Consider the following 25,751-nt stretch of genomic DNA (forward strand, 5'->3'; position numbering starts at 1 on the left):
TCTTAGTAATCACCGTTGTGCTATAATAACTGAATATACTGAAAATTTAGGGGGATATGATGGAAAAAGGATTTAAAGAGGGAGTGAAAGATGCCTTGCCCACAGCTTTAGGGTATATCTCAATAGGCTTGGCGTTTGGGATAGTTGCTTCAGCATCAGATTTATCTGCAATAGAAGTTGGTCTTATGAGTGCCTTGGTATATGGGGGATCTGCTCAGTTTGCTATGTGTGCGCTATTATTAGCAAAAGCAGACTTGATGACTATTACGATGACAGTATTTTTAGTTAATTTGAGAAATATGTTAATGAGTTTACACGCGACTACTATCTTCAAGTCTGCTCACCTAATGAATCAATTAGCCATAGGAACTCTAATAACAGATGAGAGCTACGGCGTTTTACTTGGAGAAGCATTACATCACAAAGTTGTATCGCCTAGTTGGATGCATGGTAATAATGTGATGAGTTATTTGACATGGGTAATCTCAACGATAATAGGAACTTTACTGGGGAGTACTATTCCTAATCCAGAAATGTTTGGTTTAGACTTTGCATTAGTCGCCATGTTTATAGGTCTCTTTGTATTTCAGTTGTTTGGGATGTTATCTGATGGAAAGCGACTTGTTGTATATGTTCTTGCTTCTGTAGGTTTAAGTTACTTCTTATTAGCTACTTTTTTGTCAGGAGCCTTATCAGTATTGCTTGCGACTGTTGTTGGATGTAGTGTGGGAGTTGTTTTAGATGATAAATAGTACCGTTTTTCTTGCTATTCTTTTAGGTTTTGTTGTTTCTTGGGTGCCAAGAGTCGCTCCATTCATATTTGTAAAATACAAAGGGCTACCAAATAGTCTTGTGAAATTTTTAAAATTTCTTCCTCTTTCTATTTTATTTGCCCTAACATTCTCTAGCTTTTTTTTAGTTAAATTAGGACAATTGCCAACACTAAAATGGTTAGATTTATTGGCTGGCATACCAACTCTAGTTGTCACTATTCGATATCGAAATTTATTTTACACTGTTCTTACTGGTATCGTTACTATGGCTTTATTGAGATTACTATTTTAACGTGTAGGAATGGAAGATTAATAAAAACACAAAAAACGCATCTATTTCTAGATACGTTTTTTGTGTTTTTGTCTAGACAGGAACTTTTGATAGCCGATGTGTAATAGTTTGACTAATTGTTAATAATATCAACAGATTTTTCTGTATCTTGATAATATGAGTTGATTGTAAGATTGCTTTTTAAAGATATCTACATGCTGCTGTTTTAAAATTTATAAAAAGGTCCATAGTGGTTTATATAGTTTAAAACTATATAAATCGCTAAAAATATAAAATATTAAAAGCTATTGATATTATAGTTTTCATGGACTAAAATAATTCATAAAACTAAAAGGGTTAGTTATTAGCTATAACTTGATGGAGGAAATTATGGTAAAAGTTTCAAATTTAGGGTATCCACGTCTTGGTGAACAGCGCGAATGGAAGCAAGCGATCGAAGCTTTCTGGGCAGGGAATCTTGAACAAAAAGATTTAGAAAAACAACTAAAACAATTACGTATCAATCATTTAAAGAAACAAAAAGAGGCAGGTATTGACCTTATTCCAGTGGGGGATTTTTCTTGTTATGATCATGTTTTGGATTTGTCATTTCAATTCAATGTAATCCCAAAGCGTTTCGATGAGTATGAGAGGAATTTAGACCTTTATTTTGCTATTGCAAGAGGTGATAAAGATAATGTCGCATCATCTATGAAAAAGTGGTTTAATACCAACTACCACTACATAGTCCCAGAATGGGAGGTTGAGACTAAACCTCACTTGCAGAATAATTACTTACTTGATCTTTATCTAGAAGCTAGGGAAGTAGTTGGTGATAAAGCAAAGCCGGTTATCACTGGTCCAATAACCTATGTTTCCTTATCATCAGGAATTGTCGACTTTGAAGCGACTGTTCAGCGGTTATTACCACTTTATAAGCAGGTCTTTCAAGATCTGATAGATGCAGGCGCCACCTATATTCAGATTGATGAGCCGATATTTGTAACTGATGAAGGTGAACTTTTAGTAGATATAGCTAAGTCTGTTTATGATTTTTTTGCAAGAGAAGTACCACAAGCCCACTTCATCTTTCAAACCTACTTTGAATCAGCAGTCTGTTTAGATAAACTCTCTAAGCTGCCAGTAACGGGATTTGGCCTTGATTTTATACATGGTAGGGCGGAAAATTTAGCTGCTGTTAAGCAAGGTCTATTCCGCGAAAAAGAATTATTTGCAGGAATTGTTAATGGTCGAAATATCTGGGCAGTAAATTTAGAAGAAACGTTGGCTTTATTGGAAGAGATAGGTCCCTTTGTTAAACGATTGACTCTTCAACCTTCTTCAAGTCTTTTACATGTACCGGTGACGACTAAATACGAAACACATTTAGACCCTGTGTTAAAGAATGGCTTATCATTTGCTGATGAAAAACTAAAGGAATTAGAACTATTAGCTAGTGCTTTTGATGGTAATAAAACAAAGGGATATCACGAAGCTTTATCTCGTTTTTCAGCTCTTCAAGCTGCTGATTTTCGTCATGTAGCATTGGAATCATTAGCAGAAGTAAAGCTTGAACGAAGTCCGTATAAATTACGCCAAGCTTTGCAAGCTGAAAAATTACAGTTACCGATTTTACCAACAACAACTATTGGATCCTTTCCTCAATCACCTGAAATTAGGAAGAAACGCCTTGCTTGGAAAAGAGGAAATCTATCTGACTCAGATTATAAAGATTTCATAAAAACTGAAATTAGAAGATGGATTGCTATTCAAGAAGATCTTGATCTTGATGTGTTAGTACATGGCGAATTTGAGCGTGTTGATATGGTTGAATTTTTTGGTCAAAAGTTAGCTGGTTTTACGACAACCAAATTAGGCTGGGTACAGTCTTATGGTTCAAGGGCGGTCAAACCACCTATCATTTATGGTGATGTCAAACATATTCAACCCTTAAGCCTTGAAGAAACGGTTTATGCCCAAAGTTTGACTAAGAAACCTGTTAAAGGCATGTTGACAGGTCCTATTACTATAACGAACTGGTCATTTGAGCGAGATGATATTAGCCGATCTGATCTTTTTAATCAAATTGCTTTGGCTATAAAAGATGAGACACAAATTCATACACATATGTGTTATTCAAAATTTGACGAAATTATTGATTCTATCCGTGCACTAGATGCAGATGTTATTTCTATTGAAACGAGTAGAAGTCATGGGGACATCATTGAAAGTTTTGAAACAGCAGTTTATCCTCTAGGAATTGGCCTGGGTGTTTATGATATTCATTCCCCTCGCATACCTACTAAGGAAGAAATTATTGTCAATATTCAACGATCACTAAAATGTCTATCAAAAGAGCAATTTTGGGTAAACCCTGATTGTGGCTTAAAAACACGCCGTGAAGCAGAAACAATTGCTGCCTTGGAGGTTCTTGTTTCAGCTACCAAAGAGGTTCGTCAGCAATTAGATAATTAATAGGTTAATCAGTAAAGGATTGCCATGAGGGAGGAGTAAAGAAGATGTCCAAGTTTTTAGAGAAATTAAAAACAGATATTCTAGTAGCTGACGGTGCAATGGGAACTCTCCTTTATACTTATGGGCTAGATACTTGTCATGAATCCTACAATGTAACACATCCAGAAAAGGTTCTAGCCATTCATCAAGCTTATATTGAAGCGGGTGCAGATGTTATTCAGACGAATACCTATGGGGCTCAACGTCATCGATTAAAGAACTACGGTTTGGAAGATCAGGTTGTCTCTATCAATCAAGCAGCAGTTAATATAGCTCATCAAGCGACTTTGGGTAAAGAAACATTTATTTTAGGTACTGTTGGAGGTTTTCGTTCTCAAAGACAATGCGATTTAACATTGGATAATATTGTAGAAGAAACTTTGGAACAAGTTGAGGCTTTATTGGCGACAGGACAGCTAGACGGATTATTGTTTGAAACTTATTATGATATTGAGGAGATAACGACAGTTTTAAAAATTGTGAGGGAGATGACTGATCTACCAATTATTACTAATATTTCTCTTCATGAAGCAGGGGTAACATCAAATGGAAAGCCTATTGTAGAGGCGCTCAGCCAATTAGTTATGCTAGGTGCAGATGTGATTGGCTTAAATTGTCACCTTGGACCCTATCATATGATCCAATCATTGAAGCAAGTTCCTTTATTTGCCCAGTCTTATTTGTCAGTTTATCCTAATGCAAGTCAGTTATCTTTAGATGGTGAGAATAGTCAATACCAGTTTAGTCAGAATTCAGAGTATTTTGGAAAATCTGCAGAACTTCTCGTAGCAGAAGGAGTTAGGCTTATTGGTGGTTGTTGTGGGACAACTCCAGATCATATTAGAGCTGTGAAACGATCTATTAGAGGATTGAAACCTATTGAACGAAAGGTTGTTACTCCTATAATACCTGTAAAAGATTTTGTTAGGCGTATCAGACGAACAGATACTCTAGTGGATAAGGTAAAAAAAGAAGTAACAATTATCGCAGAATTAGATCCTCCAAAGCATTTAGATATCGTTCAGTTTCAAAAGGCTATACGAGCGATTGACCAAAAAGGTATTGCAGCAATTACTTTAGCAGATAATTCACTATCTAATACACGTATTTGTAATTTAAGTATAGCTAGCTTGCTTAAAGATGAAATTAGCACACCCTTTTTACTACATATAGCTTGTCGTGACCATAATTTAATTGGTTTACAGTCTAGACTGTTGGGCATGGAATTATTAGGTTTTAACCATATTTTAGCCATAACAGGAGATCCGACTAAACTTGGTGATTTCCCAGGAGCGACTAGTGTTTATGATGTGACTTCCTTTAAACTCCTTTCTCTGATTAAACAACTTAATCAAGGTTTATCTTATAGTGGTGCTAGCTTGAGACGTCCAACAGATTTTACAGTTGCTGCTGCCTTTAATCCTAATGTGAAAAACCTTACTCGAACCGTAAAATTGATTGAGAAAAAAGTAGCTTCTGGTGCTGATTATTTTATGACACAACCAATATTTGATCACTCTGTGTTAAAGGAATTAGCTGATCTTACTAAAACAGTTGAACAACCCTTTTTTATCGGAATTATGCCAATAACAAGTTATAATAACGCTGTTTTTCTACACAATGAAGTTCCTGGTATTAAACTTTCTGAGTCATTTTTATCTGCTCTTGAAAAGGTAAAGGACGACAAAGAAGCTTGTTTAACTTTGGCCTTAAACGAGAGTAAGTCCTTGATTGATGAAGCCTTGAACTATTTTAATGGTATCTATTTGATTACTCCCTTTTTACGCTATGATCTGACTCTTGAGTTAATTGACTATATACAAAAAAAGCAAGTAAGAAAGTCCTCTTAACTTTCTTACTTTTTAGTTGGTCGTTTATTATTATAATAAAAGTTACGTACCAAAACAGAGGTTAAACTAGATTTTTAAGCCACCTTCTATACTAAGATAAATTAGTTAATTTAAGTTTTCTTTAAGTTTATAGACTTAGAATAAAGCGTTATTTTGATGGGTAGCATAAAATTAAGGCATAATATGGATGTCAGCGATTTTTTTAGACTAACGAAATAACGCTGTAAAGCTTAATAGGGGTGTATCAAATACTCACTTATATAGTACCAAAAGCCTATAGCCTGTTGGCTAGCTTGACCGTATTCAAATATTGAATAAATCTTGGTTGAGAAAGGGAGGTATAAAAATGGTATGTGTCGATTTTATTGATCAAAAAGTTTATAGTGAAGCAGAAGGCCTATTTGTTTCCGATTTAGACTTAGGCATTAAAGGTTTAATAAGAGCACGTTATCCTTTTGCTCTGGATAGTGACTTTATTTCGTATGGAAATTTAAGTCATTATTGTATGAATTATCTTGACGAAATTGTTCAGCGAGCGAATCAGAAAAATGAGAAGATAAAATATAATGTGACTACCTTGATGAAAGAAGAAGAGAAGCCCTTCAACGTTGAAGAGCGTTTGAACAAGCAAGCAACTATCGGTCAACGAATTGCTGATGATGTTGCACGTTTTGGCGGATCTTGGACTTTTATTATCGTTTTTGTATCCATTATGGCTATTTGGATGTTGGTTAATATCATGAAGCCTTTTGGTATTCAATTTGATCCTTACCCATTTATCCTGTTAAACTTAGCTTTATCAACGATTGCTGCAATCCAAGCACCACTTATTATGATGAGTCAAAATCGTGCTGCTGATTATGATCGTTTGCAAGCTCGAAATGACTTTAATGTCAATAAAACCTCTGAGTTAGAAATTAGATTATTGCACGAAAAGATTGATCATATGGTACAACAAGATCAGTTTGAATTGTTAGAGATTCAAAAGTTACAGACAGAAATGCTAGTATCATTGGGAAATCAGTTAGCACAATTGAAACAACTACAAAAATAATCTTTTAGCAGTTATTTAAAAATACTGATACAATACTAAGAATTTAAATTAATACTGCAACTTCCTATAATGGAGAGCAGTATTTTTACTTTATTAATAACAAAAACCCCTTAGATGATGTGTCTAAGGGATTTTTGTATCGGAATAATCGAGTTGGTGAATTATTAGGCTAGTGTCTGTCCGAAAGCGTCTGCTGCTAAAATAGCTTGAGCAAACATTTTGGGATCGAAAGGGGTATTTTTGTATTCATTAGTAGTCATTGCAATTTCAACAATTTTTGGAATATCTTTTTCTGATAAAGAGACGTCAGCTAGAGTTGTTGGCAAACCTAGTGACTTATTAAAACGAGCTACTTTTTCAAGTTCTTCTAGTTCGTTGAAATAAGCATGTAAAACTAACACACCAAACGCAACTACAACGCCATGTAAGAATTCACCTTGTCTTTGAATAGCGGTTGTACCATAGTAAAATGCATGCGCGTGACAAGAATTGTAGTAGAAATCAGGTTGATTAACTAAATTAGAAGCATAGCCAGTTGAGATTAAGATATCAAGCGCAATTTCTTCAACTGCACGCGAAGCTAAATTAGCTTCAACATCTTTTAGACCTTGTTCACCAAATTGATAAAAAGCTTCCTTTGAAGACAGAGCGACTGCTTGTCCTAACACTGCAGTATGTGGTAGTTTATTGGTCTTAGCCTCTAAGGTAGCACGTTCTACTTCAGGGGCTTTTGAAATACCGTCCCCAATACCAGCCCAAAAATATTTGCTTGGTGCCTGTGCAATAATCCGTGTATTGATAAAAATATGAAGTGGAGACTCGGGATAGCCGTATCTTAAGAAAGAATGGTCATCATTATATACAACTGCAATGGCAGTACCTGCGGAGCAATTAGAACAAATAGTTGGGATAGTAAAGCTATTTTTACCTAACTCTTTTGCTACCATTTTAGCTGTGTCTAAAGCTTTTCCACCGCCAAAACCTAAGATAGCATCAGCGGCTTGAACTTGTGGGTTGGCTACTAACTTGTCAATGTTAGATTGTGTTGAATCCGTTCCATAGACAAAGCTTCCTGTGACTTTAATATTTGCTTCCTCTAAAATAGAGCGAACCTCGGCTTCTGAGCTGTCTAGGGCACGTTTGCCACCGACGAAAGCAATGCTTTGAATACGGTAAGTTGCCAAAACGCTAGGAATTTCTTTGAAGCAATCTTCTCCGTAGCTATAATTTGCCATTACATTTGTTGTCATTCAGTGTCCTCCTCTATTCCAAAGGTCGATTAGAGACAGCTATTTTCTAAAAGTGAATAGTTTTTTGTCTCTTGACCAAGTGATTATCATATTATAGCAGAATATTCAGAAAATTGGAACATGAAAAACAATTTAATTTTCAAGAATAAGAATAGAAAAGGTAAAGCGAGATATACGAGTAAATACTGTCAGTATAATAATTACAAGCTCTTGAGAGGGTCTGTATTGGATGCAACAGGGAGTTCTTTTAGGTATTGATCAAGATCGCGTTGGTGTTTTAGAATCTTTATTTTTTGAGGGTAGTCCTCAACAACTTGTTTATAGTTTGATTTTTGTTTGTCAGAGCGACCGTCTTTAAGAATCCAACTGATAAATTCAAAATCTAATTTTTCCGGGCATCCATTGGCCATATCAGGTCTAGTCTTACCACGAAACTTACAGTAACGTTTGAATGCTCTCCACAAGCAGTTGAAGCGATTAAAGTCAAAAAAAATAATCTCATCTGCATCTGCTAGACGTTCTTGATATAGCAGTTTTTTGTAGTTACCTTCTATAATCCATGTTCTTTTTTCTAACATGTTGCTGACATCGTCAATCATGTCATCATATTTTCTCTCTTCCCAATTTGGGGCGAAGTGAATACTATCAAGATGTAATACATTGCAATTATAGTAATTTCCCAATTTTCTTGCTAAAGTGGACTTACCCGACCCACTATATCCGATTATTGCTATTTTCATATACTACCTCCGTTAAATTGTTTACTTGAAGTTAATGCTGTACTTAGGATTTACTTATTTTATAAGGGTTATTCACTTTTTTAGATTAATATATTTTTGATATAAGTTATCCATACACATGGTAACATAGTTACCAGTAAATGTAATCTAGATATCAATACTATGGCTGACGATATTGTTAACTTTTGGTTCAAAAAATTGGGGTAAAAATCATCGGAGGGAACTGCCAAACAAACTCACAGTTTAAAATACTAAGTAATAAAAAGTCTTGAACTTATTATGTTTAAGGCTTTTTAAGTGTCTAAAATACTTGGTCTAGTATGAATTTCTAAACAGAAAGTAAAAATAATGAGTTTTAGTATGGTTTTTGGGCATAATGGAACGATTTTATCTAAAATAGTACGCTTCTTATTAAATTTATTTTTTAAGAAAAACATTAGGCTAATCTATTTGATAAAAATAGTGATAAGTAGAAATTTTCTAAAATATTTAGATTTATATAAGGTGGTAAATTATCGTTATGGTTTTTTACATGAAAATCTAAATTAAATTATCAGAAATTAACAAAAGGATAGGCGCAAGTATATTATAGCAAAATGATAATATTAGTTTTATGAAAAAAATGCAGTTTATTTGTAATAATGTAAAATATAGGGGAAAAGAAAGCGCTTGACGACCTTTTGGACAAGTAGTAAGATACAAACATGGGCCCTGTAAATTAAAAATACTGCAGTAAAAGTGATTTTAGTTTAAAGGAGGAAATTCATTATGAACGTTAAACATATGATGTATCTATCTGGAACTCTAGTGGCTGGTGCATTGTTATTTTCACCAGCTGTATTAGAAGTACATGCTGATCAAGTGACAACTCCACAAGTGGTAAATCATGTAAACAGTAATAATCAAGCCCAGCAAATGGCTCAAAAGCTTGATCAAGATAGCATTCAGTTGAGAAATATCAAAGATAATGTTCAGGGAACAGATTATGAAAAAACGGTTAATGAGGCTATTACTAGTGTTGAAAAATTAAAGACTTCATTGCGTGCCAACCCTGAGACAGTTTATGATTTGAATTCTATTGGTAGTCGTGTAGAAGCCTTAACAGATGTGATTGAAGCAATCACTTTTTCAACTCAACATTTAGCAAATAAGGTTAGTCAAGCAAATATTGATATGGGATTTGGGATAACTAAGCTGGTTATTCGCATTTTAGATCCATTTGCTTCAGTTGATTCAATTAAAGCTCAAGTTAACGATGTAAAGGCATTAGAACAAAAGGTTTTAACTTATCCTGATTTAAAACCAACTGATAGAGCTACCATCTATACAAAATCAAAACTTGATAAGGAAATCTGGAATACACGCTTTACTAGAGATAAAAAAGTACTTAACGTCAAAGAATTTAAAGTTTACAATACTTTAAATAAAGCAATCACACATGCTGTTGGAGTTCAGTTGAATCCAAATGTTACGGTACAACAAGTTGATCAAGAGATTGTAACATTACAAGCAGCACTTCAAACAGCATTAAAATAATATTTGTATTTTTCGTGTGATGCTGTCGACTTCGTGATTTTGTACTACCATGGTTTTTATGATTAAAAGGTTTACGATAATAGTCATAATAGTAGAACGATGTCACCATTTTAAATAATAAAGTGATTAGTCATTTGACTAAATTTGCCAAGTATCAAAGGAAATAAAGATTATGACTAAAAAGATAACTGTTGTAGCATTAGAAACATTGATTGCCCAGCATAATAATATCCATTTGATAGACGTTCGTGAAGAGCATGAGTATCGTGGGGGGCATATTTCAGGTGCGATAAATCTTCCTTTGAGTCAACTCAGTCATAAGTTTGAACAGTTAGATAAAAATAAGGAATATTATCTTGTTTGTCAACGAGGGGGAAGATCTATTAGAGCATGCCAATTTCTTGAGTTGAAAGGCTACAAAGTAATCAATGTAGATGGCGGCACAGAAGCGTGGAGAGGAAATCTAGAAGTGTAAATATGTCCTGTGTAGTCTACCATATTTGATAATAAAAAAATTGACATTATCTCACTATTAATGACCTTTTAGTAAACATAAAGAAAAGTATGTGTTTTGAAAAGGAGGATGATTATCCTTTTCAAAACCATACTTTTTGTGTCTTGTGGCTTGGTCTTAATTAATAGTTGTTAGGACAATGTCGTAAATGACAAGGAGAATAAAAGGCCAACTAGTAAGTAATAATTTTGTATGTTGTTTAGAGTTTATTGAGTCAGCCTCTCGAACGTTAGAGTGCAGACTTATACGACGGCGAGCAGTATTCCTATGAGTAAAAAGGTAATATAATATAAATAAGATTGCTAAAATTAGCAATATATTTTCAAAATAAGTCCCGTATAACTCGTTTACTGTTGATAGCTGGGTGAAAATTTCTACGATAAAGTTATTGCAGATATGAAGGAGTAGGGCTACCTTAAAGGAATAATGGTAAGCGATAAAACCCATTATGATACCCGCAATAGATGTAGTCAATAGCTGAGAAATGTCTTGGTGCATTAAACCAAATAGGATGCCAGAAGTGATAATGGCAAACCATTTACCATACTTGGATAATAAATTCAATACTATTCCTCGGTATAAAACTTCTTCAAAAAAAGGACCTACAACAACAGAATAACTAATCATAAGTATATTGAATGTGGCATCATAATTTTGACTTTCCGATTCCATAATATTGAGATGATTTAGCACAACATCCCATATTGTGGAGACTATATTATTAGTAGTATATATAATGCTTAACAAGAATAAAATAGTGGTGAAAGTGATTGTATGATGGGTTGCCGTTAGATGTTTTTTTAAATTTTTAAAACCCATAAAAAAACAAGGAATGAGTAAGGCGATTAAAGTACTTGCTATACCTATCCAGACATCATTTTGTAAGATTTCAGCAAATAGTGTAGTCGCCAAACTTAAAACAATAGCCTGAGCTAAAAGTATCAGCCCGATTAGGTTAAGTCTCTTTTTTTCTTGATTCAATTGATTACCTCCTTATTAATAACGGTAACGACAAAGAAATATTATAATGTATAATGTATAGGTTTCTAAGTCATTAGTCAATAGGGACGAGCACTTGGATACTTCTAATAAGATAAAATACATAGACAAGACTATAGTTTTGGCTTCTCTAAAGATTACCTAAAAATTTATAAGTTCTCGAGCAGAAAGGATGAGTTTGGATATTGAGAGGATGGGCTTGACCAGCTGAAAGAAAAATGAACCAAGGGTAATCGCTTCGAAAAAAGAAGGAAATTTCAATTAGAAACTTCCTTTTTTTATCAATCTAGTATTGGCGCGTGCTAGGGACTTTATAATTCGTTATAAAATCTTCGATTTCAGTAATATCATCTGAGAATAGGACATTTTCTCTATCTTCCAGACTAAGAAAACCCTCACCAACCATATGATCAAACATATTTTTTAAATCATTAAAGTAGCCATTAACATTATATAAAATGCAAGGATTATCATTTTGACCGATGCGAGACCAAGAGATAACTTCGGAAATTTCTTCAAGGGTACCAGGTCCACCAGGTAGAGCGATAAAGGCATCTCCAAGTAGCATCATTTTTGCCTTACGTTCAGGCATATTATTTACTATGATAAGCTCTGATAAATTTTCATGTGCAATTTCACGATCTCTTAAAAATGTCGGAATAACACCAGTAGTGTAGCCACCATTTGCAATCACAGTATCAGCCATGACTCCCATTAAGCCAACTTTTCCTCCACCATACACCAGAGAATGTTTGTTTTGTGCCATCCATTGTGCTAAGGCAACTGTTTTTTCACTATAAACAGGATTTTCCCCAGTACTTGCTCCACAAAAAATAGTTATTCTCATGTTTCAAACCTCTTTTCTAATTAGTGCGATGTGCGCTGATAATCTCTTCTAGTGAGATATTATACTGATCAGCAAGTATGAAGATATTATCTAAGACATCTCCTAGTTCTTCTTTTATATCATTTAAGTTTTCCAAATCAGTTTGTTCGGTTTCGTCAGGTCTGTCACGTCCAATTTCATATTTGCGAATGGCTTGAGCCAATTCGCCGACTTCTTCTGAAAGAAAGTTACTTCTAATAAAAGAATTGTATTGATACCAGTTTCTTTTTTTATAGAATTCACTCACCCATTTTTGATAATCTGTAATATCCATTATTCCCTCCGTTTCAAGTATATTGTAGCAATATTGCTTTATTAATGAAAATTTGAACGCTAATTAATAGGAAAAGTTCGTATTTGGTATTTCTTCTAGTTTGTGAATAGTCATATTTAAACCTAAAAGGTTAGCGCGTACTTTAAGCATTTTTTAAATATTTTAAACCATAATGTATGAAGATTTATCTCTTTATTAAAGTGAGGTTATGTAGTGAACAAGAAATCCTTTTTCCAGTGTGTTATACTACTTGTTTCTTTTTTAGTGTTAACATTAGCAGTTAAATCTCAAAGTGATATGATAAGTTATTTGGATAATATCACTTCAGCTTTTTTTCAAAGCATACGAAATCCCGATTTAACTAACTTAATGACGATAATATCAACAGTTGTCAGCCCTTTGACAACGTCATTAATAGCACTTGTTATCCTTGGGTATCAATATTTTTTAAACCAAAGAATAGCTGTGTGGCTATTTATGTTATTTTTTGGTACCAATGCTTTGGCATTGCTTTTAAAAGATATCATCGCACGTCATAGACCTATGAATCAACTTGTTTTTGATTCGGGTTATAGTTTTCCCAGTGGACATACGATATCAACGTTTTTATTAATGATTCTTGTTTTAGTGGTTGCGAGACAGAGATTGAGAAGAGTATTGTCACAAGTAGTTTTCGTAATATTTGCATTAGTGATCCTTGCATCAGTTATTTTTTCAAGACTCTATTTAGAAAATCATTTTTTAACGGATATTTTAGGGTCGTTGTTACTAGGAGCATCGTCATATTATGGTTTGTCTGCTATTGTATCTTTGAAAGAGTTACAATAAAAATAGTAGTTACCAATGAATTATAAAAGAGCCTTTCTTAAGGGCTCTTTTATAATTCATTATTTTTCAATGACAAATATTAGTGAAGTTAATTTTTATTTAACCATTGTTATTATTAATGCTGTTTTGCCACTTATTAATCAACGAAAAAGTTTCTTCTAGGGAAACTTTTTTATATTATATTTCCTGATAGGAACTTTTATTTTTGATTTAGAAACTCTATAATGGACGTGAAAGTAGATTGACCGATGCTTGGAGAGAATATCTATTTACAACGTACTCAGATTGGTATGACGCAAGAGAATTTGAGTGATTATCTGCATTTAACAAAAACTACAATTTCAAAGTGGGAAAATAATCAAGCTAAACCGGATATTGACTATCTTATTTTGATGGCTAATCTTTTTGATATTAGCTTGGATGACTTAGTCGGTTATCAAAAAACATTGTCAGATGATCAAAGAAATCAGCTCATTAAGGATCTAAAAATAAAAGCAAATGTATTGTCTGAGAGAGATTTCTTTCAGGAAGTTAAGGAATTATCAAAACAGTTCCCTAACGATTTTAAGACTCTGTTGATAATGATTAATATGGTCTTGAGCAACCTAACCAACCTTAATGATTCAGAAATGAAAGAGTGGTCACTAAGTACACTAAATAAAATTATTAGTAAAACAGTAGTTGAGTCTGACCTCCAGACGGCGATAATGTTCAAAACGGTCGTTCTTTTTCACAACCTTGAATATGATGAAGTGATAAACCTTTACCAGAATAGTCCCTATAAATTAGGTGAAGAATTACTTTTAGCTAATAGCTTTTTTGCAAAAGGCGATGTTTACCGAGCTAAGCAAGTATTACAGGTTGAAATTTATCAGCAGATTCTACTTGTATGCGAGTATCTATTGAGTTTATCAACTTTTGAAGTTGAAGAAAACAAAGGCGATATTTTTGAAAGGCTTGAACATATGATAGAAGCGTTTCAATTAAACTCTTTGCATCCCAACACAGTCATCAAGTGTTATTATAGTTTAGCTTGTCATTATAGTAAAAGTGATGATGATAAGGCATTAGGATACTTAAAACAATGTTTTAAATCTTTAAAACAATTGCTCCAAAGATTTGAATTACACGGTGATACTTTCTTTTATACCATCGATGATTGGTTAGAGACAATACCTACTGGTATTGCACCACCGACGAGTCAATTACAGGTAATAGAACGAGTTGAGGACTTATTTCAAAATTCACAATTTAAAGAACTATCAGGGCATAAAGAATTTCAACAAATGATTCAAAAACTTAACGATTTAAAAAAGGATTACTAATATGAATACAGAAATACCAAATCAATTATTACCATTCCTAGTTCCGTTGATTATGTTGCAAGGAGCTTTAATTATCATTTCTCTAGTCAAACTAAGTAAACTTAAGATGACTAAACACCTTTCAAAGCCAGTTTGGTTTTTGGTCATTATATTTCTTAATATAATTGGGCCAATTGCATTTCTTATTTTGGAAGGGAATAATGAATGAAAGCTATCTCATTTCAAAACGTTACAAAATCTTTTGGTCCTAAAAAAATATTAAATAATGTTTCTTTTGATTTAGAAGAAAATATGATTTATGGATTCGTAGGACCAAATGGAGCAGGTAAAACAACGACAATAAAAATGATTTTAGGATTGTTAAAATTTGATACGGGTTTCATAACAATTTTTGGTAAAAAAGTTAATTTTGGAAGAACAGATACCAATCAACTGATTGGCTATCTCCCAGATGTTCCCGAGTACTACGATTATATGACAGCTCTAGAATATCTTGATTTATGTTCTGGTTTAGCGAGATCAAAGCATAAGCTTTCTAACAAAGAACTACTTAGGTCAGTTGGACTTGACGATAATCACCAAAAGATTGCTACTTATTCTCGAGGAATGAAACAGCGTCTTGGATTAGCCCAAGCACTGGTTCATGATCCTAAAATTATTATTTGCGATGAACCAACCTCTGCATTAGACCCGAAAGGTCGCCAAGATATTTTAGATATTATTTCAAATCTTAGAGGAGAAAAAACTGTGATTTTTTCTACCCATATTCTCTCTGATGTCGAAAAAATATGTGATCATGTTCTGGTGTTAACTAAGTGTGGGATTTATTCTCTTGAAGAGTTAAAAGGAAAAAAATCAGAGGAAAATTATTCGGTTCGTATTTTAATAAAAGTGACAAAGTCTGAAGCTAAGGTACTATCTCATAACTATCAGATAGAAAAGAAAGATAATGAGTATGCACTGACTCTCAAAGGCTCTAAAATGGATAACAAAGCAGATTTACTAGCTGGTTTTTACCAAGATTTAGTTTCTTTAAAGATTAGCCCATCAGCTATTGAAGTCATTGACAATAGTTTAGAGGAGCTTTATTTGGAGGTTACCAAATGAAATCTTTAGCAGTAATGTTAAAAAAAGAATGGATGGAGAATGTTAGGACATACAAAGTTATATCTATTCTGATTACTTGTTCAATATTTGGTATATTAGGTCCCCTAACTGCACTTATGATGCCTGATATTATGGCAGGAATTTTACCTAAAAAACTACAGGGAGCGATACCAGAGCCTACCTATATTGATTCTTATATTCAGTATTTTAAAAATATGAATCAGCTTGGTTTAGTTATTTTAGTATTTTTATTTAGTAGTACACTGACGCAAGAATTTTCAAAAGGAACCTTAATTAATCTAGTTACGAAGGGATTAGCCAAAAAAGTTATAATCCTTGCTAAATTTATAGTAATTACCCTTCTATGGACAGTGTCATACTTATTAAGTGTTGTCATCCATTTTAGTTATACGTTATATTACTTTAGTAACGAAGGAAGTCATAAATTAATGGTTTACGGTGCAACATGGTTTATCGGTATTCTTTTCATAAGCTTAATACTCTTTTTTTCAGTTCTTTTTCGTAAAACTTTAGGGGGTTTGTTAGGTTGTCTTTTTATGGTGGTGTTATGTGTAGTATCTGGATTTTTTAAAATCAGTAAAAGCTATAATCCTATGCTTCTTATCCAAAAACAAGGAGAAATATTAAGTGGAAAGTTTAAAGTTCAAGACTTAATGGAACCGAGCATATTAGTGTTTTTGCTTATTATAATGACGTTATTACTTAGCATGTACATTTTTGAAAAAAGTGAAGTTTAATTTTGATAAGATATCAATAAGGCGATAGCTACTTTTTGAAAAAATAAAACCGAATTAAGAGCTTTGCTGCTATTTGACTTATCTAGATCAATATTTCCAACTAATATGATATCCTATGCATACCTCATTGCAGAAATATACTTTAAAGTCAAAATAAGGAAATATATTATGGAAATTAAAGAATACGAGAATAATCCGTACCATTTAGCACAGCTAGTAGATTTAATTAATTATTGTCAGAATATAGAAGCTAAACTTGATATAAAGATGGCTGAACAAGACGATATTTTTCAAATAGAAAATTATTATCAAAACAGAAAAGGTCAATTTTGGATTGCCTTAGAAAATGAAAAAGTAGTTGGTTCGATTGCGTTACTGCGTATTGATGATAAAACAGCTGTTCTAAAAAAATTTTTTACATATCCAAAATATAGAGGAAATCCTGTTCGACTTGGTCGAAAATTATTTGAAAGATTTATGCTTTTTGCTCGAGCTAGTAAATTCACAAGAATTGTCTTGGATACTCCAGAAAAAGAGAAAAGATCTCACTTCTTTTATGAAAATCAAGGATTTAAGCAAATAACAAGAGATGAACTAGATGTAGACTACATTTTTCCAGATAGAGATTCAAGGATATATGTAAAACTTCTTGATTAATTGTGAAAAAAACTAGTCAAACAGATGAATAAACCCAAATAACGATTATTTTAGATAATACATTGGAAAAGTGGTTGTAGAATATAGAAAAAGAAATTTTTAGGATTACTGTTATCATTGGTTATGGTAGCTTATTCAAGTAATATCATAAGAAATAAATCAATGGATATAAATTGAATAAAAAATAATAGAGGCCAGAGTGATGAACTCTAGTCTCTATTATTAATTTTAAAAACTATTGTGTTTATGAGGAGGTATTTTAACTGTATAGATTGGATAAGAAGTCATAATTAAAGGTATTAAGATCAGGATGAGATGAATAAACAACAGTACTATAGTCAATAGATTATAAAAAACTATAGTACTTTTGAGAAGTTACGACTAAAATAAAAAACTCCAAACGAATAATTGGATAGGCTATCTGTTCTTTTCTTTTTAATAAGTTTAAATATACAGTTGACTTATATAGTTGTATTGTATAGAATAACTATATAAAGTTTAACTGTATAGAAAGAAAATTGATGAAAAGGAATAAACATTTACCGTTAACAGAAACTACCTATTATATCTTATTAGCTTTGTTTGAGGAAGCACATGGCTATGCTATTATGCAAAAAGTTGAAGAAATGAGTGGCGGTGATGTTAGAATAGCCGCAGGGACAATGTACGGTGCCATTGAAAATTTACTTAAACAAAAATGGATAAAGTCTATCCCAAGTGACGATAGAAGAAGAAAAGTTTATATTATTACTGAGACAGGAAAAGAAATAGTAGAACTTGAAACGAATCGATTAAGAAAGTTACTTAATACTGCTAATCAGTTGGGTTTTGGGGGAGATAGTTATGATAAAGTTTAAATTATTTTTTAAATCCACAGAAAAAGAGGAAGAATGGATCGATAAGGTTCAAAAAAGTGGCTATGCTTTTACAGGCATTAACTCATTTCTTCCAGCATTCTATTATTTTAAGAGAGATAAAGAAAAAGACAAGATGTCAATAAATATGAGTTATTATAAATATACTTGTGAGCATGCGTTTTTCTCTTTATTTTATTTCTTTCTCTTGATAAGAACAACTTCTATCACCATATTTGATCCAAAAAGTTGGTATCTGACGCAAGGTCTATGGGAAATGCAAGGGAAAATATTTTGGTTAGCATTCTTATTTGAAACACCATTTGCCTTATTAAGAATATTACCTATGTTTTACTTTTTAATTTCTGGAATATACTATATTACACGAGCTGTAAAACCCAAGGAAATTATAAATTAAAGCAGAAGTATTTTAGATTTTTATACTTTCTATATTCTCTGGTAATTTTAGTTCTATCGTATATTTATAGTATGCCTCAATTTTTTCCTAATAGAGGTTACAAGGTAGGCCTTCGCTTTATTCCTAGAGTCAAAGAATAAGTACTAAAAATTTCTGATATAAAAGTGAGTATCCAAGTAAAAAATTAAAGTTACTATAATCATTTTAAAGTGAAAACGAAAACTCAAATGTTACACTTTGGAAAATATAAAATATAAAGTCATGCAAGGAGAAACATGGAAGCAAGTGATGTAATCAAAAAGATAGAAAATAATTATCCAATTGATGAGGATGTTTTATCTTTTTGATTACATCATATAGGAGATTGGAACCCAAGAGTTCGAGATGAAATAGTATATGGGTCTTGGGTTAAATTAGTAATAGAACATAAACTGATGCAAAGCCAGAAATTAAATGTCCTTCAGAGAGTTTTAAGGGATAAATTTCTTTTACAAGGATTAGGAGTACCCAACAGTAATACTGTGTTAAACAGATCTTTTACTGCTCTATTACTAGCTTTATTATTGGAGGACTCAAATAATAAAAGTTGGATATCTGAAGAAGATCAGATAAAAATTATGAATCAGGCATTCTCCTGGCTTATAGATGAACCTGATTTTAGAGGCTTTGACGAGGAGCTTGGATGGATACATGCCTTTGCTCATGGAGCTGATTTATTAACAGAAATAGTCAAGATGAAATGTTTTTCAAAAGATGATAGTTTAAAAATCTTAACTATCATAAAAAGAGTGATGATAACTGATGACATACTAACATTAAACGGTTGAAAATATTTGGAATCATAATCAGTTGTTAAGAAAAATTTAAAATTGAATCCTTGGAGGTCGTAAAGGTATGTCCATGCTAATTTAAGTCTATGATTACATGCTTAGAGAAAAATACAAGGGTAATATAAAGGTATTAGAAAAAACATGGTAATATAAAGTGAAGTAGGAGGTAGCCATTATGAGAGATGAGCAAGAAATATATAATTTGGTGTTAAACATAGCAAACCAAGATAAGAGAATCGAAGCTGTACTATTGAATGGATCTCGGGCTAACCCAAATGTACCGAAAGATGATTTTCAAGATTATGATATTGTTTTTGTTACTAATTTTATAGAAGATATTATTTCTGACACTAATTATCATAAAAAATTCGGTGATATTCTTATAATGCAGAAACCAAATGAGTTTAGAAATAAGACGGAATACAATTGCTTTGCTTACTTAATGCAGTTTCAAGATCTGACGAGGATTGATTTAAGACTTATTAAACCAGAATTCTTGGAGGATTATTTAGATGATGCTTTTTCAAAAGTACTTTTAGATAAAAAGAATAAATATCTTGATTATAATTTTGAAAGAAGTTCTCTGTACGAAACAAAGCAATTGTCAGAAGATGAAATCAACAAAATTCTTAATGAAATATATTGGGTTAGTACTTATGTAGTCAAGGGGATAGCAAGAAATGATATTATTTATTCAGAGTTTATGATATCTAATCCTATTAAAAATGCTTTTATTAAACTTCTAAAACAAAAAATATTAATAGAAAAAGAGCTTGATTCATTATCTTTTGGAAAGCTCGACAAGGATATCTTGCAATATATTACAGATAAAGATCAACTATTGAAAATTTTTTCAAATAAATCTTTAAAAGACATTGAGGCTAATTTGCGATTTTTATTGGATGAAACAAATCAAATGGCGAAATATATTTCTATTAATAGGAAACTTAATCTGAACCAAGGAGAATACCAATCAGCAATGAAATTTATGAATATCTTTTTGTCAAATTCATATCAAAATTTCAACTAATATTATTGTGTAAAGGATAATAGGCTGTGATTGTCTAAACTCAATTACCATTCATAAAGATTTTCAAGAAAAATAATAAATAATTTTGGGGACAAATGATGGGACAAATCCTCTTCTGTCAAGCAAAAAAGCCTTTAAATAAAGGCTTTTTCTTATGTAGTTTAATGCCCCTACAAAGTAACTATATGTATTTAAAGTTAATGTATAAAAAAAGAAAACAAGTAATATCAAGGAATTTATCACTTTTTGTTTATAAAAATTAATAAAGAAAGATAAATTTTCTAGAACAAATCTAGAACAAAAATAAGTTATTGAAGAAATACAAGATATACCTTTTTTAGAGTACTCAAATGTATTTGAATATTACATAAAAGATGAATATATTAATCTTAGTTGATTTTCAAAATTAAAAAAATCTCCAAAAATTTATTTTTAAATATATTTTTAGTTGTTATATAAAGTAATTTGACTATTGAAATAAAAATATTCAGAGAGAAGTAAAACCAATTCTAAATGATATGAGCTTTGCAAAAGTTCTAACTAAGAAAAATAAATTAGACAATGTAAACGATTTATGGTATTTTGTAAGAAATTCAAAAAATAGATGGGTTGCTGGTTCAGCCCATTAATTAGAGTTTAATCTTTATGGATAGGTTGCTGTCTGAAATAAGTAAATTGGAGTAGCTATGTTTATTAATAATTACACCTTAAAAATAGGAAATAGAATACTTTTAGAGAATACTAACTTAGACTTTGAAGAAGGGGAAATAAATCATCTTTTAGGTAGGAATGGATCAGGTAAATCTCAACTAGCTAAAGATTTTATCATAAATAGAGGGAATTATTTTTCAAATGATATTTATGAAGACACGCTGATTATTTCGAGTTATTCTAATCTTCCTAGTGATGTTACCATTAACGATTTAGAAAGGACAATTCCGTGGAAGCTTTCTAAAGAAATTTATCAGTTATTGAATATTAATCAAATAAGTAAAACGGTTAAGTTAAAGCAATTAAGTGATGGGCAGAAACAAAAGGTGAAATTATTAGTTTTGTTGTCTTTAGACAAGCATATTATTATACTTGATGAAATTACTAATGCTTTAGATAAAAAGTCTGTTGATGAGATAAACGTATTTTTGCAAAACTATATTCAGTATTATCCCGAAAAAATTATTATTAATATTTCACATGATATCAATAATATCAGGTCTTTAAAGGGAAACTATTTTCTAATTGATAATCAAAAAATTTGTAAAGTAGACACATTAGATGATGCTATTAGTTGGTATTTAGGAGAATAAAAAATGTTAGGATTGGAGTTTAGAAAGTCTATAAGAGGTAGAACATTATTTTATATTATATCTACTGTAGCTTTGACCTATGTATTAGGATATATTTTACCAGTAGGGATAGATAAAATAAGACATTTAACTTTGGGAGAATTTTACTTTAGTACCTACACAGTATTTACCCAATTTGGATTTTTAATATTCGGCTTTGTCATTGTATATTTCTTTAATAAAGATTACTCTGACAAATGTATTTTATATCACTATTTTTCAGGGTATCATCTAACTAAATACTTTTATACTAAACTGTTAGTATTATTTTCAGAATTTTTTATTGCTATAATAGTTTGCAATATATTAGCTTCATTGCTTTGGGGATATTCACTATTTTATTTTTTAACAACTACAATCTTATTTTCACTCGTTGTTCTACAGTATCTACTAGTCGTCTCAACTATTAGTATCCTGTTTTCTAATATGCTAGTTTCTATTGGAGTTACTATTTTTTATTGGATTACATCCATTATTTTAGTGGCAATTGGAGGAATTTTTAAAGTATCTGCTATTTTTGATGCTTCAAATTCTCTCTATAAAATAATAGGGAAACTTTTCTCACATCCGATGACTATTGATTTAACCGACTTTTTTATAATTGTTCCTTATATGATATGCCTTAGTGTAATTAGTTTTTTGATAGTGTGCTTATCAAATAGAAGATGGTTATTAAATGGAATGTAACCTCCTATGATAAGCTAGCCTTTATAAATAACTTTGCATTAAAAAGAGGAATTTGAGGTTATCAAAAATTTCATTTAAAATCGCAACGAATCCACTTCAAGGAACACTAAAAGCCCCATCCCTAGGGCTTTTTTTGTTGAGTTAGATGTCCCTATTAGTAATTAAAGTAATTTAAATTTAATTTCTAAATAAAAATATCTAGTAAAATCAAGGGATTTGTCATTTTGGGTTTTAAAAAAGATTAAAGTAATTTTTATATTCTAGAATAAAAATTTTTTAGTATAAGTTATCTAGAATATGGGAATATGTACATACATTTTTATCTCTAAGAATAAATTCTGAGTCCAGTTAGCACCAGCCACTAAGGCTGTATCTAATGATCTCTAAATATTTTAGGTTACAACAAGATTTTTTATACATATCAATAATATTATCAAAATAGATAGCAACTCCTTATGTTGAGTTCTTTTCAATGTTATAATTGACTTCTTAAAAAATAATATCAATAAAAGTAGTAGAATTATTCTACTACTTTTATCTTTACTTGAGGCTACCTAGTTTACTAAATTAAGTTGCACTTTGTTGCATCGTACTGTATTTTTTATTTCCTTTATACAATTCAACAATAGTCCATATTAAAGTTAGTATTACACTAATAATGATGATATGAGCTATTTGATGCGCAAGAATAATTTGTTGATGAGTTGGGTTATCTCCCCAAAAACCTTCAATTTGATTTGGCAATCCCTTCATATTGAGATAAATTAATCCTATAACTGAAAGCCAACCAAGAATCTTAATTATCCAAGTATTTTTAAAATCATCATCCATTTCAACTTTACTATTAGTAAATATTAGTAGAGGTAACATTGAGAATGGTAATGCAAATGCTAAGAAGACTTGAGAGTTATTCATTAAGTTATTAATAGCTATATGTTCTTCAACAGTACTTCTACCACTAGTTACTAAGACACAAATCATTACAGGAATAACAGAAATTAGGCGAGTAATGATACGACGGAACCAAATTGGAACTTTCATATGAATAAATCCTTCCATAATAATTTGACCTGTTAATGTTCCAGTAATAGTTGAATTCTGTCCAGATGCTAATAAAGCTATTGCAAATAAAAGTGATAAAATACCTGAACTTGCTATATGAGCTAAAATAGAATTACTCATAATAGTAGAATTAGATAGTGCTTTAAATAGACCAAAGAATGATGGATCAGTAACACTTCCTGTTTTGAAAACAGCAACGCCCATAATGAGTAATAGTGAATTAACAAAAAAGGCTACTGTTAATTGAATATTTGAATCAAAAGTTGAAAACCTAATTGCTCTAGCGATATCTTTTTTGTTATTATGATCTAGTTTTCGACTTTGAACAACTGAAGAATGTAGATAAAGATTATGTGGCATAACAGTTGCCCCAATAATGCCTAAGGCACCTGAAAGTGGTGTTTGTCCATTTACTGTATGAGAGGTTGAGAAAGCTTCAGATGTAGGTACTAAACCTTTAAAAATATCCGTCCATATAGGATGAGAAAGAGCCACTTGATATGCAAAAACTAAGAAAATAACCAATATTAAAGCAACTACTAGAGCTTCAATTTTTCGAAATCCTATTTTTGTCAACAATAATAAGAGTAATACATCAAATACTGTAATGAAAACAGCAATCGCAAGTGGAATATGAAACAGTAAATAAAGTGCAATAGCCCCACCAATAACTTCAGCAATATCTGTTGCCATTATAGCAAGCTCAGTGAGAATCCATAAGACAATTCCCAACTGTTTACTGGTCCTTGCTCGGATAGCTTGAGCAAGATCCATCTGAGTAACAATACCTAGCTTAGCTGACATGTATTGAAGTAGCATAGCAATTAAACTAGACATTAAGATAATTGAAATTAGTAAATATTGAAAATTTTGACCGCCAGTTATGGAAGTGGACCAATTTCCAGGATCCATATAACCAACAGCAACAAGTGCACCCGGTCCAGAATAAGCTAGTAAAGTTTTAAAAAAGCTCAAATCTTTAGGAACTTCAATTGTCCCATTTATTTCTTCTAGGGAAGGACCGTTTGCATAATGGATAAAACTATTTGTTTTATCATTTTTTTGTAGATTCATTGAACTATAAACCTTTCCATTGAAATAGTATGGTTAAATAATATATTAACCACACCTAATTTTAGTACAATGATAAAAATTTTTCAATGTTTAATTTTAAAAATAAAGAATTCTCTTATCAGGAATAAAAGTTTAAGGGAATCAGAATCTTACTCTTTTTTCAGATCGCTATAAAGTGTTTATGTTGATACCGAAATAAAATCTTATTTAAAAAGTTAATTTTATGGTGTGACTGAAACCGAACAAATTTAAATAGAATAGTAAAGGTATAATGAAATCAAAAGATAACAACTACTTATATTTTTAGAAGAATCGACATTTATACTGTTGGGCTTTTAACACTTTAAATATGGAAAATATAACATAGTCTGCTTTTTATATATTTTAATAAAATTTATTTTGTTGAGGTAAGATTAAATAAGAAACACGTATGAAATTTAATTGATTAGCATGAAAGTTCAGAAATATTTAGATTAACTTAAATTTAAAGGGTCTTCGGAATATATAGTGGAATTACTTTCTTAATAGTTTAAAAACAACTGGTGTTTAAATCGGATTTTCTGGTGGGATGTTAGGATAATCAATAGTATTATATAAAAGTATCAATCACATACGAGTGATACTTTGGGAAAAAAATAAAATAGTCCAATTTACTTGACCGTGTACTATGGTACATGGTTTATAATATTCAGGGGGTGAAATAAGATGATTTATCGCATTAGTGAGTTTGCAGATAAATGTGGAGTTAATAAAGAAACGATCAGATATTACGAGCGAAAAAATTTATTACAAGAACCTCACCGAACGGAAGCTGGTTATCGGATATATTCATATGATGACGTTAAGCGTGTTGGGTTTATTAAACGAATACAGGAACTTGGTTTCTCTTTAAGCGAGATTTATAAATTACTTGGTGTTGTAGATAAAGATGAAGTTCGTTGTCAAGATATGTTCGAATTTGTTTCTAAAAAACAAAAGGAAGTGCAAAAACAAATAGAGGATTTAAAACGAATTGAAACTATGTTAGACGACTTAAAACAACGATGTCCAGATGAAAAGAAATTACATTCGTGTCCAATAATAGAAACATTAACATGAGAGATTAATTAACGAAAGG

General features: G+C 31.6%; 27 protein-coding genes. 21 read left to right on the forward strand and 6 right to left on the reverse strand.

Features of this window, described 5'->3' with window-relative positions; genetic code table 11:
- Nucleotides 1-59 precede the first annotated feature (59 nt).
- From HMPREF2818_RS03755 to HMPREF2818_RS03775, 5 genes are all read left to right on the forward strand, one after another.
- A complete protein-coding gene (locus tag HMPREF2818_RS03755) occupies nucleotides 60-752 on the forward strand; it encodes an AzlC family ABC transporter permease (RefSeq protein ID WP_000410681.1) in 693 nt (230 codons plus the stop codon).
- The gene (locus HMPREF2818_RS03760) at nucleotides 742-1,065 is read left to right on the forward strand and encodes an AzlD domain-containing protein (protein ID WP_000610951.1); all 324 of its coding nucleotides are present in this window, start codon (nucleotides 742-744) and stop codon (nucleotides 1,063-1,065) included. The genes HMPREF2818_RS03755 and HMPREF2818_RS03760 overlap by 11 nt, the downstream gene beginning before the upstream one ends.
- A 369-nt stretch (nucleotides 1,066-1,434) precedes the next feature.
- Nucleotides 1,435-3,519, forward strand: a complete 2,085-nt coding sequence (gene metE, locus HMPREF2818_RS03765; RefSeq protein ID WP_070508678.1) for a 5-methyltetrahydropteroyltriglutamate--homocysteine S-methyltransferase — start codon at nucleotides 1,435-1,437, stop codon at nucleotides 3,517-3,519.
- 44 nt (nucleotides 3,520-3,563) lie between these two features.
- On the forward strand, nucleotides 3,564-5,408 hold the full coding sequence (locus HMPREF2818_RS03770) for a bifunctional homocysteine S-methyltransferase/methylenetetrahydrofolate reductase (protein ID WP_000032989.1): 1,845 nt from the start codon (nucleotides 3,564-3,566) through the stop codon (nucleotides 5,406-5,408).
- A gap of 346 nt (nucleotides 5,409-5,754) precedes the next feature.
- A complete protein-coding gene (locus HMPREF2818_RS03775; RefSeq protein WP_000227144.1) occupies nucleotides 5,755-6,462 on the forward strand; it encodes a DUF1003 domain-containing protein in 708 nt (235 codons plus the stop codon).
- A gap of 164 nt (nucleotides 6,463-6,626) precedes the next feature.
- On the opposite strand, the gene HMPREF2818_RS03780 is transcribed toward HMPREF2818_RS03775, so the two are convergent.
- Both HMPREF2818_RS03780 and HMPREF2818_RS03785 read right to left on the reverse strand, forming a co-directional pair.
- Nucleotides 6,627-7,712 (reverse strand): iron-containing alcohol dehydrogenase family protein, encoded by a 1,086-nt coding sequence (locus HMPREF2818_RS03780; RefSeq protein WP_000210838.1) that lies wholly within the window; start codon nucleotides 7,710-7,712, stop codon nucleotides 6,627-6,629.
- A 200-nt stretch (nucleotides 7,713-7,912) separates the two neighbouring features.
- The gene (locus HMPREF2818_RS03785) at nucleotides 7,913-8,452 is read right to left on the reverse strand and encodes a DNA topology modulation protein (protein ID WP_000684238.1); all 540 of its coding nucleotides are present in this window, start codon (nucleotides 8,450-8,452) and stop codon (nucleotides 7,913-7,915) included.
- Nucleotides 8,453-9,220: 768 nt separating this feature from the next.
- Here HMPREF2818_RS03785 and cfb point away from each other — a divergent pair.
- Nucleotides 9,221-9,988, forward strand: coding sequence for a CAMP factor pore-forming toxin Cfb-I (cfb, locus tag HMPREF2818_RS03790; RefSeq protein WP_001101136.1), 768 nt, complete (start codon nucleotides 9,221-9,223; stop codon nucleotides 9,986-9,988).
- A gap of 172 nt (nucleotides 9,989-10,160) precedes the next feature.
- On the forward strand, nucleotides 10,161-10,463 hold the full coding sequence (locus HMPREF2818_RS03795) for a rhodanese-like domain-containing protein (RefSeq protein ID WP_000162435.1): 303 nt from the start codon (nucleotides 10,161-10,163) through the stop codon (nucleotides 10,461-10,463).
- A gap of 156 nt (nucleotides 10,464-10,619) precedes the next feature.
- On the opposite strand, the gene HMPREF2818_RS03800 is transcribed toward HMPREF2818_RS03795, so the two are convergent.
- The 3 genes from HMPREF2818_RS03800 to HMPREF2818_RS03810 all read right to left on the reverse strand — a co-directional run bounded on the left by HMPREF2818_RS03800 (nucleotide 10,620) and on the right by HMPREF2818_RS03810 (nucleotide 12,661).
- Nucleotides 10,620-11,483: a CPBP family intramembrane glutamic endopeptidase gene (locus HMPREF2818_RS03800; protein ID WP_001071071.1), complete on the reverse strand. Its 864-nt coding sequence runs from the start codon at nucleotides 11,481-11,483 to the stop codon at nucleotides 10,620-10,622.
- A gap of 304 nt (nucleotides 11,484-11,787) precedes the next feature.
- Nucleotides 11,788-12,348, reverse strand: a complete 561-nt coding sequence (locus tag HMPREF2818_RS03805; protein WP_001223119.1) for an LOG family protein — start codon at nucleotides 12,346-12,348, stop codon at nucleotides 11,788-11,790.
- 16 nt (nucleotides 12,349-12,364) lie between these two features.
- On the reverse strand, nucleotides 12,365-12,661 hold the full coding sequence (locus HMPREF2818_RS03810; protein ID WP_000355473.1) for a MazG nucleotide pyrophosphohydrolase domain-containing protein: 297 nt from the start codon (nucleotides 12,659-12,661) through the stop codon (nucleotides 12,365-12,367).
- Nucleotides 12,662-12,874: 213 nt separating this feature from the next.
- On the opposite strand from HMPREF2818_RS03810, the gene HMPREF2818_RS03815 reads away from it, so the two are divergent.
- The 13 genes from HMPREF2818_RS03815 to HMPREF2818_RS03870 all read left to right on the forward strand — a co-directional run bounded on the left by HMPREF2818_RS03815 (nucleotide 12,875) and on the right by HMPREF2818_RS03870 (nucleotide 22,498).
- Nucleotides 12,875-13,489 (forward strand): phosphatase PAP2 family protein, encoded by a 615-nt coding sequence (locus HMPREF2818_RS03815; protein ID WP_001036318.1) that lies wholly within the window; start codon nucleotides 12,875-12,877, stop codon nucleotides 13,487-13,489.
- 248 nt (nucleotides 13,490-13,737) lie between these two features.
- A complete protein-coding gene (locus HMPREF2818_RS03820; protein WP_000900239.1) occupies nucleotides 13,738-14,814 on the forward strand; it encodes a helix-turn-helix domain-containing protein in 1,077 nt (358 codons plus the stop codon).
- Between the two features lies 1 nt (nucleotide 14,815).
- Nucleotides 14,816-15,022: a PLDc N-terminal domain-containing protein gene (locus HMPREF2818_RS03825; protein WP_001090962.1), complete on the forward strand. Its 207-nt coding sequence runs from the start codon at nucleotides 14,816-14,818 to the stop codon at nucleotides 15,020-15,022.
- On the forward strand, nucleotides 15,019-15,921 hold the full coding sequence (locus HMPREF2818_RS03830; protein WP_000644459.1) for an ABC transporter ATP-binding protein: 903 nt from the start codon (nucleotides 15,019-15,021) through the stop codon (nucleotides 15,919-15,921). Before HMPREF2818_RS03825 ends, HMPREF2818_RS03830 begins: the two co-directional genes overlap by 4 nt.
- Nucleotides 15,918-16,679: an ABC transporter permease gene (locus tag HMPREF2818_RS03835; protein WP_000838139.1), complete on the forward strand. Its 762-nt coding sequence runs from the start codon at nucleotides 15,918-15,920 to the stop codon at nucleotides 16,677-16,679. The genes HMPREF2818_RS03830 and HMPREF2818_RS03835 overlap by 4 nt, the downstream gene beginning before the upstream one ends.
- Nucleotides 16,680-16,847: 168 nt before the next feature.
- On the forward strand, nucleotides 16,848-17,336 hold the full coding sequence (locus tag HMPREF2818_RS03840; protein ID WP_000403109.1) for a GNAT family N-acetyltransferase: 489 nt from the start codon (nucleotides 16,848-16,850) through the stop codon (nucleotides 17,334-17,336).
- Between the two features lie 521 nt (nucleotides 17,337-17,857).
- Nucleotides 17,858-18,193 carry a PadR family transcriptional regulator gene (locus tag HMPREF2818_RS03845; protein WP_000827865.1) on the forward strand — a complete coding sequence of 112 codons (336 nt, stop codon included), beginning with the start codon at nucleotides 17,858-17,860 and terminating at the stop codon, nucleotides 18,191-18,193.
- A complete protein-coding gene (locus tag HMPREF2818_RS03850; protein WP_000589232.1) occupies nucleotides 18,180-18,608 on the forward strand; it encodes a DUF2812 domain-containing protein in 429 nt (142 codons plus the stop codon). Before HMPREF2818_RS03845 ends, HMPREF2818_RS03850 begins: the two co-directional genes overlap by 14 nt.
- A 434-nt stretch (nucleotides 18,609-19,042) precedes the next feature.
- A complete protein-coding gene (locus tag HMPREF2818_RS03855) occupies nucleotides 19,043-19,435 on the forward strand; it encodes a DUF2785 domain-containing protein (RefSeq protein ID WP_001191784.1) in 393 nt (130 codons plus the stop codon).
- Nucleotides 19,436-19,613: 178 nt separating this feature from the next.
- A complete protein-coding gene (locus HMPREF2818_RS03860) occupies nucleotides 19,614-20,468 on the forward strand; it encodes an aminoglycoside 6-adenylyltransferase (RefSeq protein WP_001204133.1) in 855 nt (284 codons plus the stop codon).
- A gap of 485 nt (nucleotides 20,469-20,953) precedes the next feature.
- Nucleotides 20,954-21,097, forward strand: a complete 144-nt coding sequence (locus HMPREF2818_RS09765; protein ID WP_223295589.1) for an epipeptide YydF family RiPP — start codon at nucleotides 20,954-20,956, stop codon at nucleotides 21,095-21,097.
- 57 nt (nucleotides 21,098-21,154) lie between these two features.
- Nucleotides 21,155-21,772, forward strand: a complete 618-nt coding sequence (locus tag HMPREF2818_RS03865; protein ID WP_000470461.1) for an ATP-binding cassette domain-containing protein — start codon at nucleotides 21,155-21,157, stop codon at nucleotides 21,770-21,772.
- A 3-nt stretch (nucleotides 21,773-21,775) separates the two neighbouring features.
- Entirely contained in the window at nucleotides 21,776-22,498 is a 723-nt protein-coding gene (locus tag HMPREF2818_RS03870) for an ABC transporter permease (protein WP_000901036.1), read from the forward strand.
- 567 nt (nucleotides 22,499-23,065) lie between these two features.
- Here HMPREF2818_RS03870 and HMPREF2818_RS03875 read toward each other — a convergent pair.
- Nucleotides 23,066-24,634 carry an Nramp family divalent metal transporter gene (locus tag HMPREF2818_RS03875; RefSeq protein ID WP_001053209.1) on the reverse strand — a complete coding sequence of 523 codons (1,569 nt, stop codon included), beginning with the start codon at nucleotides 24,632-24,634 and terminating at the stop codon, nucleotides 23,066-23,068.
- Between the two features lie 705 nt (nucleotides 24,635-25,339).
- Between HMPREF2818_RS03875 and merR the strand changes: the two genes are divergently transcribed.
- Entirely contained in the window at nucleotides 25,340-25,732 is a 393-nt protein-coding gene (gene merR, locus HMPREF2818_RS03880) for an Hg(II)-responsive transcriptional regulator (protein ID WP_000640387.1), read from the forward strand.
- The last annotated feature ends 19 nt before the right edge of the window (nucleotides 25,733-25,751 follow it).

This window comes from Streptococcus sp. HMSC076H09 (genome assembly GCF_001811765.1).
GTDB classification, from domain to species: Bacteria; Bacillota; Bacilli; order Lactobacillales; family Streptococcaceae; genus Streptococcus; species Streptococcus agalactiae.

Coding starts and splice junctions, on each gene's coding strand:
- HMPREF2818_RS03810 (WP_000355473.1), bottom strand. CDS start 12,661: ATGGATATTACAGATTATCAAAAATGGGTGAGTGAATTCTATAAAAAA.
- metE (WP_070508678.1), top strand. CDS start 1,435: ATGGTAAAAGTTTCAAATTTAGGGTATCCACGTCTTGGTGAACAGCGC.
- HMPREF2818_RS03770 (WP_000032989.1), top strand. CDS start 3,564: ATGTCCAAGTTTTTAGAGAAATTAAAAACAGATATTCTAGTAGCTGAC.
- HMPREF2818_RS03820 (WP_000900239.1), top strand. CDS start 13,738: ATGCTTGGAGAGAATATCTATTTACAACGTACTCAGATTGGTATGACG.
- HMPREF2818_RS03855 (WP_001191784.1), top strand. CDS start 19,043: ATGCAAAGCCAGAAATTAAATGTCCTTCAGAGAGTTTTAAGGGATAAA.
- HMPREF2818_RS03865 (WP_000470461.1), top strand. CDS start 21,155: ATGTTTATTAATAATTACACCTTAAAAATAGGAAATAGAATACTTTTA.
- HMPREF2818_RS03845 (WP_000827865.1), top strand. CDS start 17,858: ATGAAAAGGAATAAACATTTACCGTTAACAGAAACTACCTATTATATC.
- HMPREF2818_RS03840 (WP_000403109.1), top strand. CDS start 16,848: ATGGAAATTAAAGAATACGAGAATAATCCGTACCATTTAGCACAGCTA.
- HMPREF2818_RS03795 (WP_000162435.1), top strand. CDS start 10,161: ATGACTAAAAAGATAACTGTTGTAGCATTAGAAACATTGATTGCCCAG.
- HMPREF2818_RS03825 (WP_001090962.1), top strand. CDS start 14,816: ATGAATACAGAAATACCAAATCAATTATTACCATTCCTAGTTCCGTTG.
- HMPREF2818_RS03775 (WP_000227144.1), top strand. CDS start 5,755: ATGGTATGTGTCGATTTTATTGATCAAAAAGTTTATAGTGAAGCAGAA.
- HMPREF2818_RS03835 (WP_000838139.1), top strand. CDS start 15,918: ATGAAATCTTTAGCAGTAATGTTAAAAAAAGAATGGATGGAGAATGTT.
- HMPREF2818_RS03870 (WP_000901036.1), top strand. CDS start 21,776: ATGTTAGGATTGGAGTTTAGAAAGTCTATAAGAGGTAGAACATTATTT.
- cfb (WP_001101136.1), top strand. CDS start 9,221: ATGAACGTTAAACATATGATGTATCTATCTGGAACTCTAGTGGCTGGT.
- HMPREF2818_RS03850 (WP_000589232.1), top strand. CDS start 18,180: ATGATAAAGTTTAAATTATTTTTTAAATCCACAGAAAAAGAGGAAGAA.
- HMPREF2818_RS03755 (WP_000410681.1), top strand. CDS start 60: ATGGAAAAAGGATTTAAAGAGGGAGTGAAAGATGCCTTGCCCACAGCT.
- HMPREF2818_RS03830 (WP_000644459.1), top strand. CDS start 15,019: ATGAAAGCTATCTCATTTCAAAACGTTACAAAATCTTTTGGTCCTAAA.
- HMPREF2818_RS03805 (WP_001223119.1), bottom strand. CDS start 12,348: ATGAGAATAACTATTTTTTGTGGAGCAAGTACTGGGGAAAATCCTGTT.
- merR (WP_000640387.1), top strand. CDS start 25,340: ATGATTTATCGCATTAGTGAGTTTGCAGATAAATGTGGAGTTAATAAA.
- HMPREF2818_RS03875 (WP_001053209.1), bottom strand. CDS start 24,634: ATGAATCTACAAAAAAATGATAAAACAAATAGTTTTATCCATTATGCA.
- HMPREF2818_RS03785 (WP_000684238.1), bottom strand. CDS start 8,452: ATGAAAATAGCAATAATCGGATATAGTGGGTCGGGTAAGTCCACTTTA.
- HMPREF2818_RS03760 (WP_000610951.1), top strand. CDS start 742: ATGATAAATAGTACCGTTTTTCTTGCTATTCTTTTAGGTTTTGTTGTT.
- HMPREF2818_RS03860 (WP_001204133.1), top strand. CDS start 19,614: ATGAGAGATGAGCAAGAAATATATAATTTGGTGTTAAACATAGCAAAC.
- HMPREF2818_RS03780 (WP_000210838.1), bottom strand. CDS start 7,712: ATGACAACAAATGTAATGGCAAATTATAGCTACGGAGAAGATTGCTTC.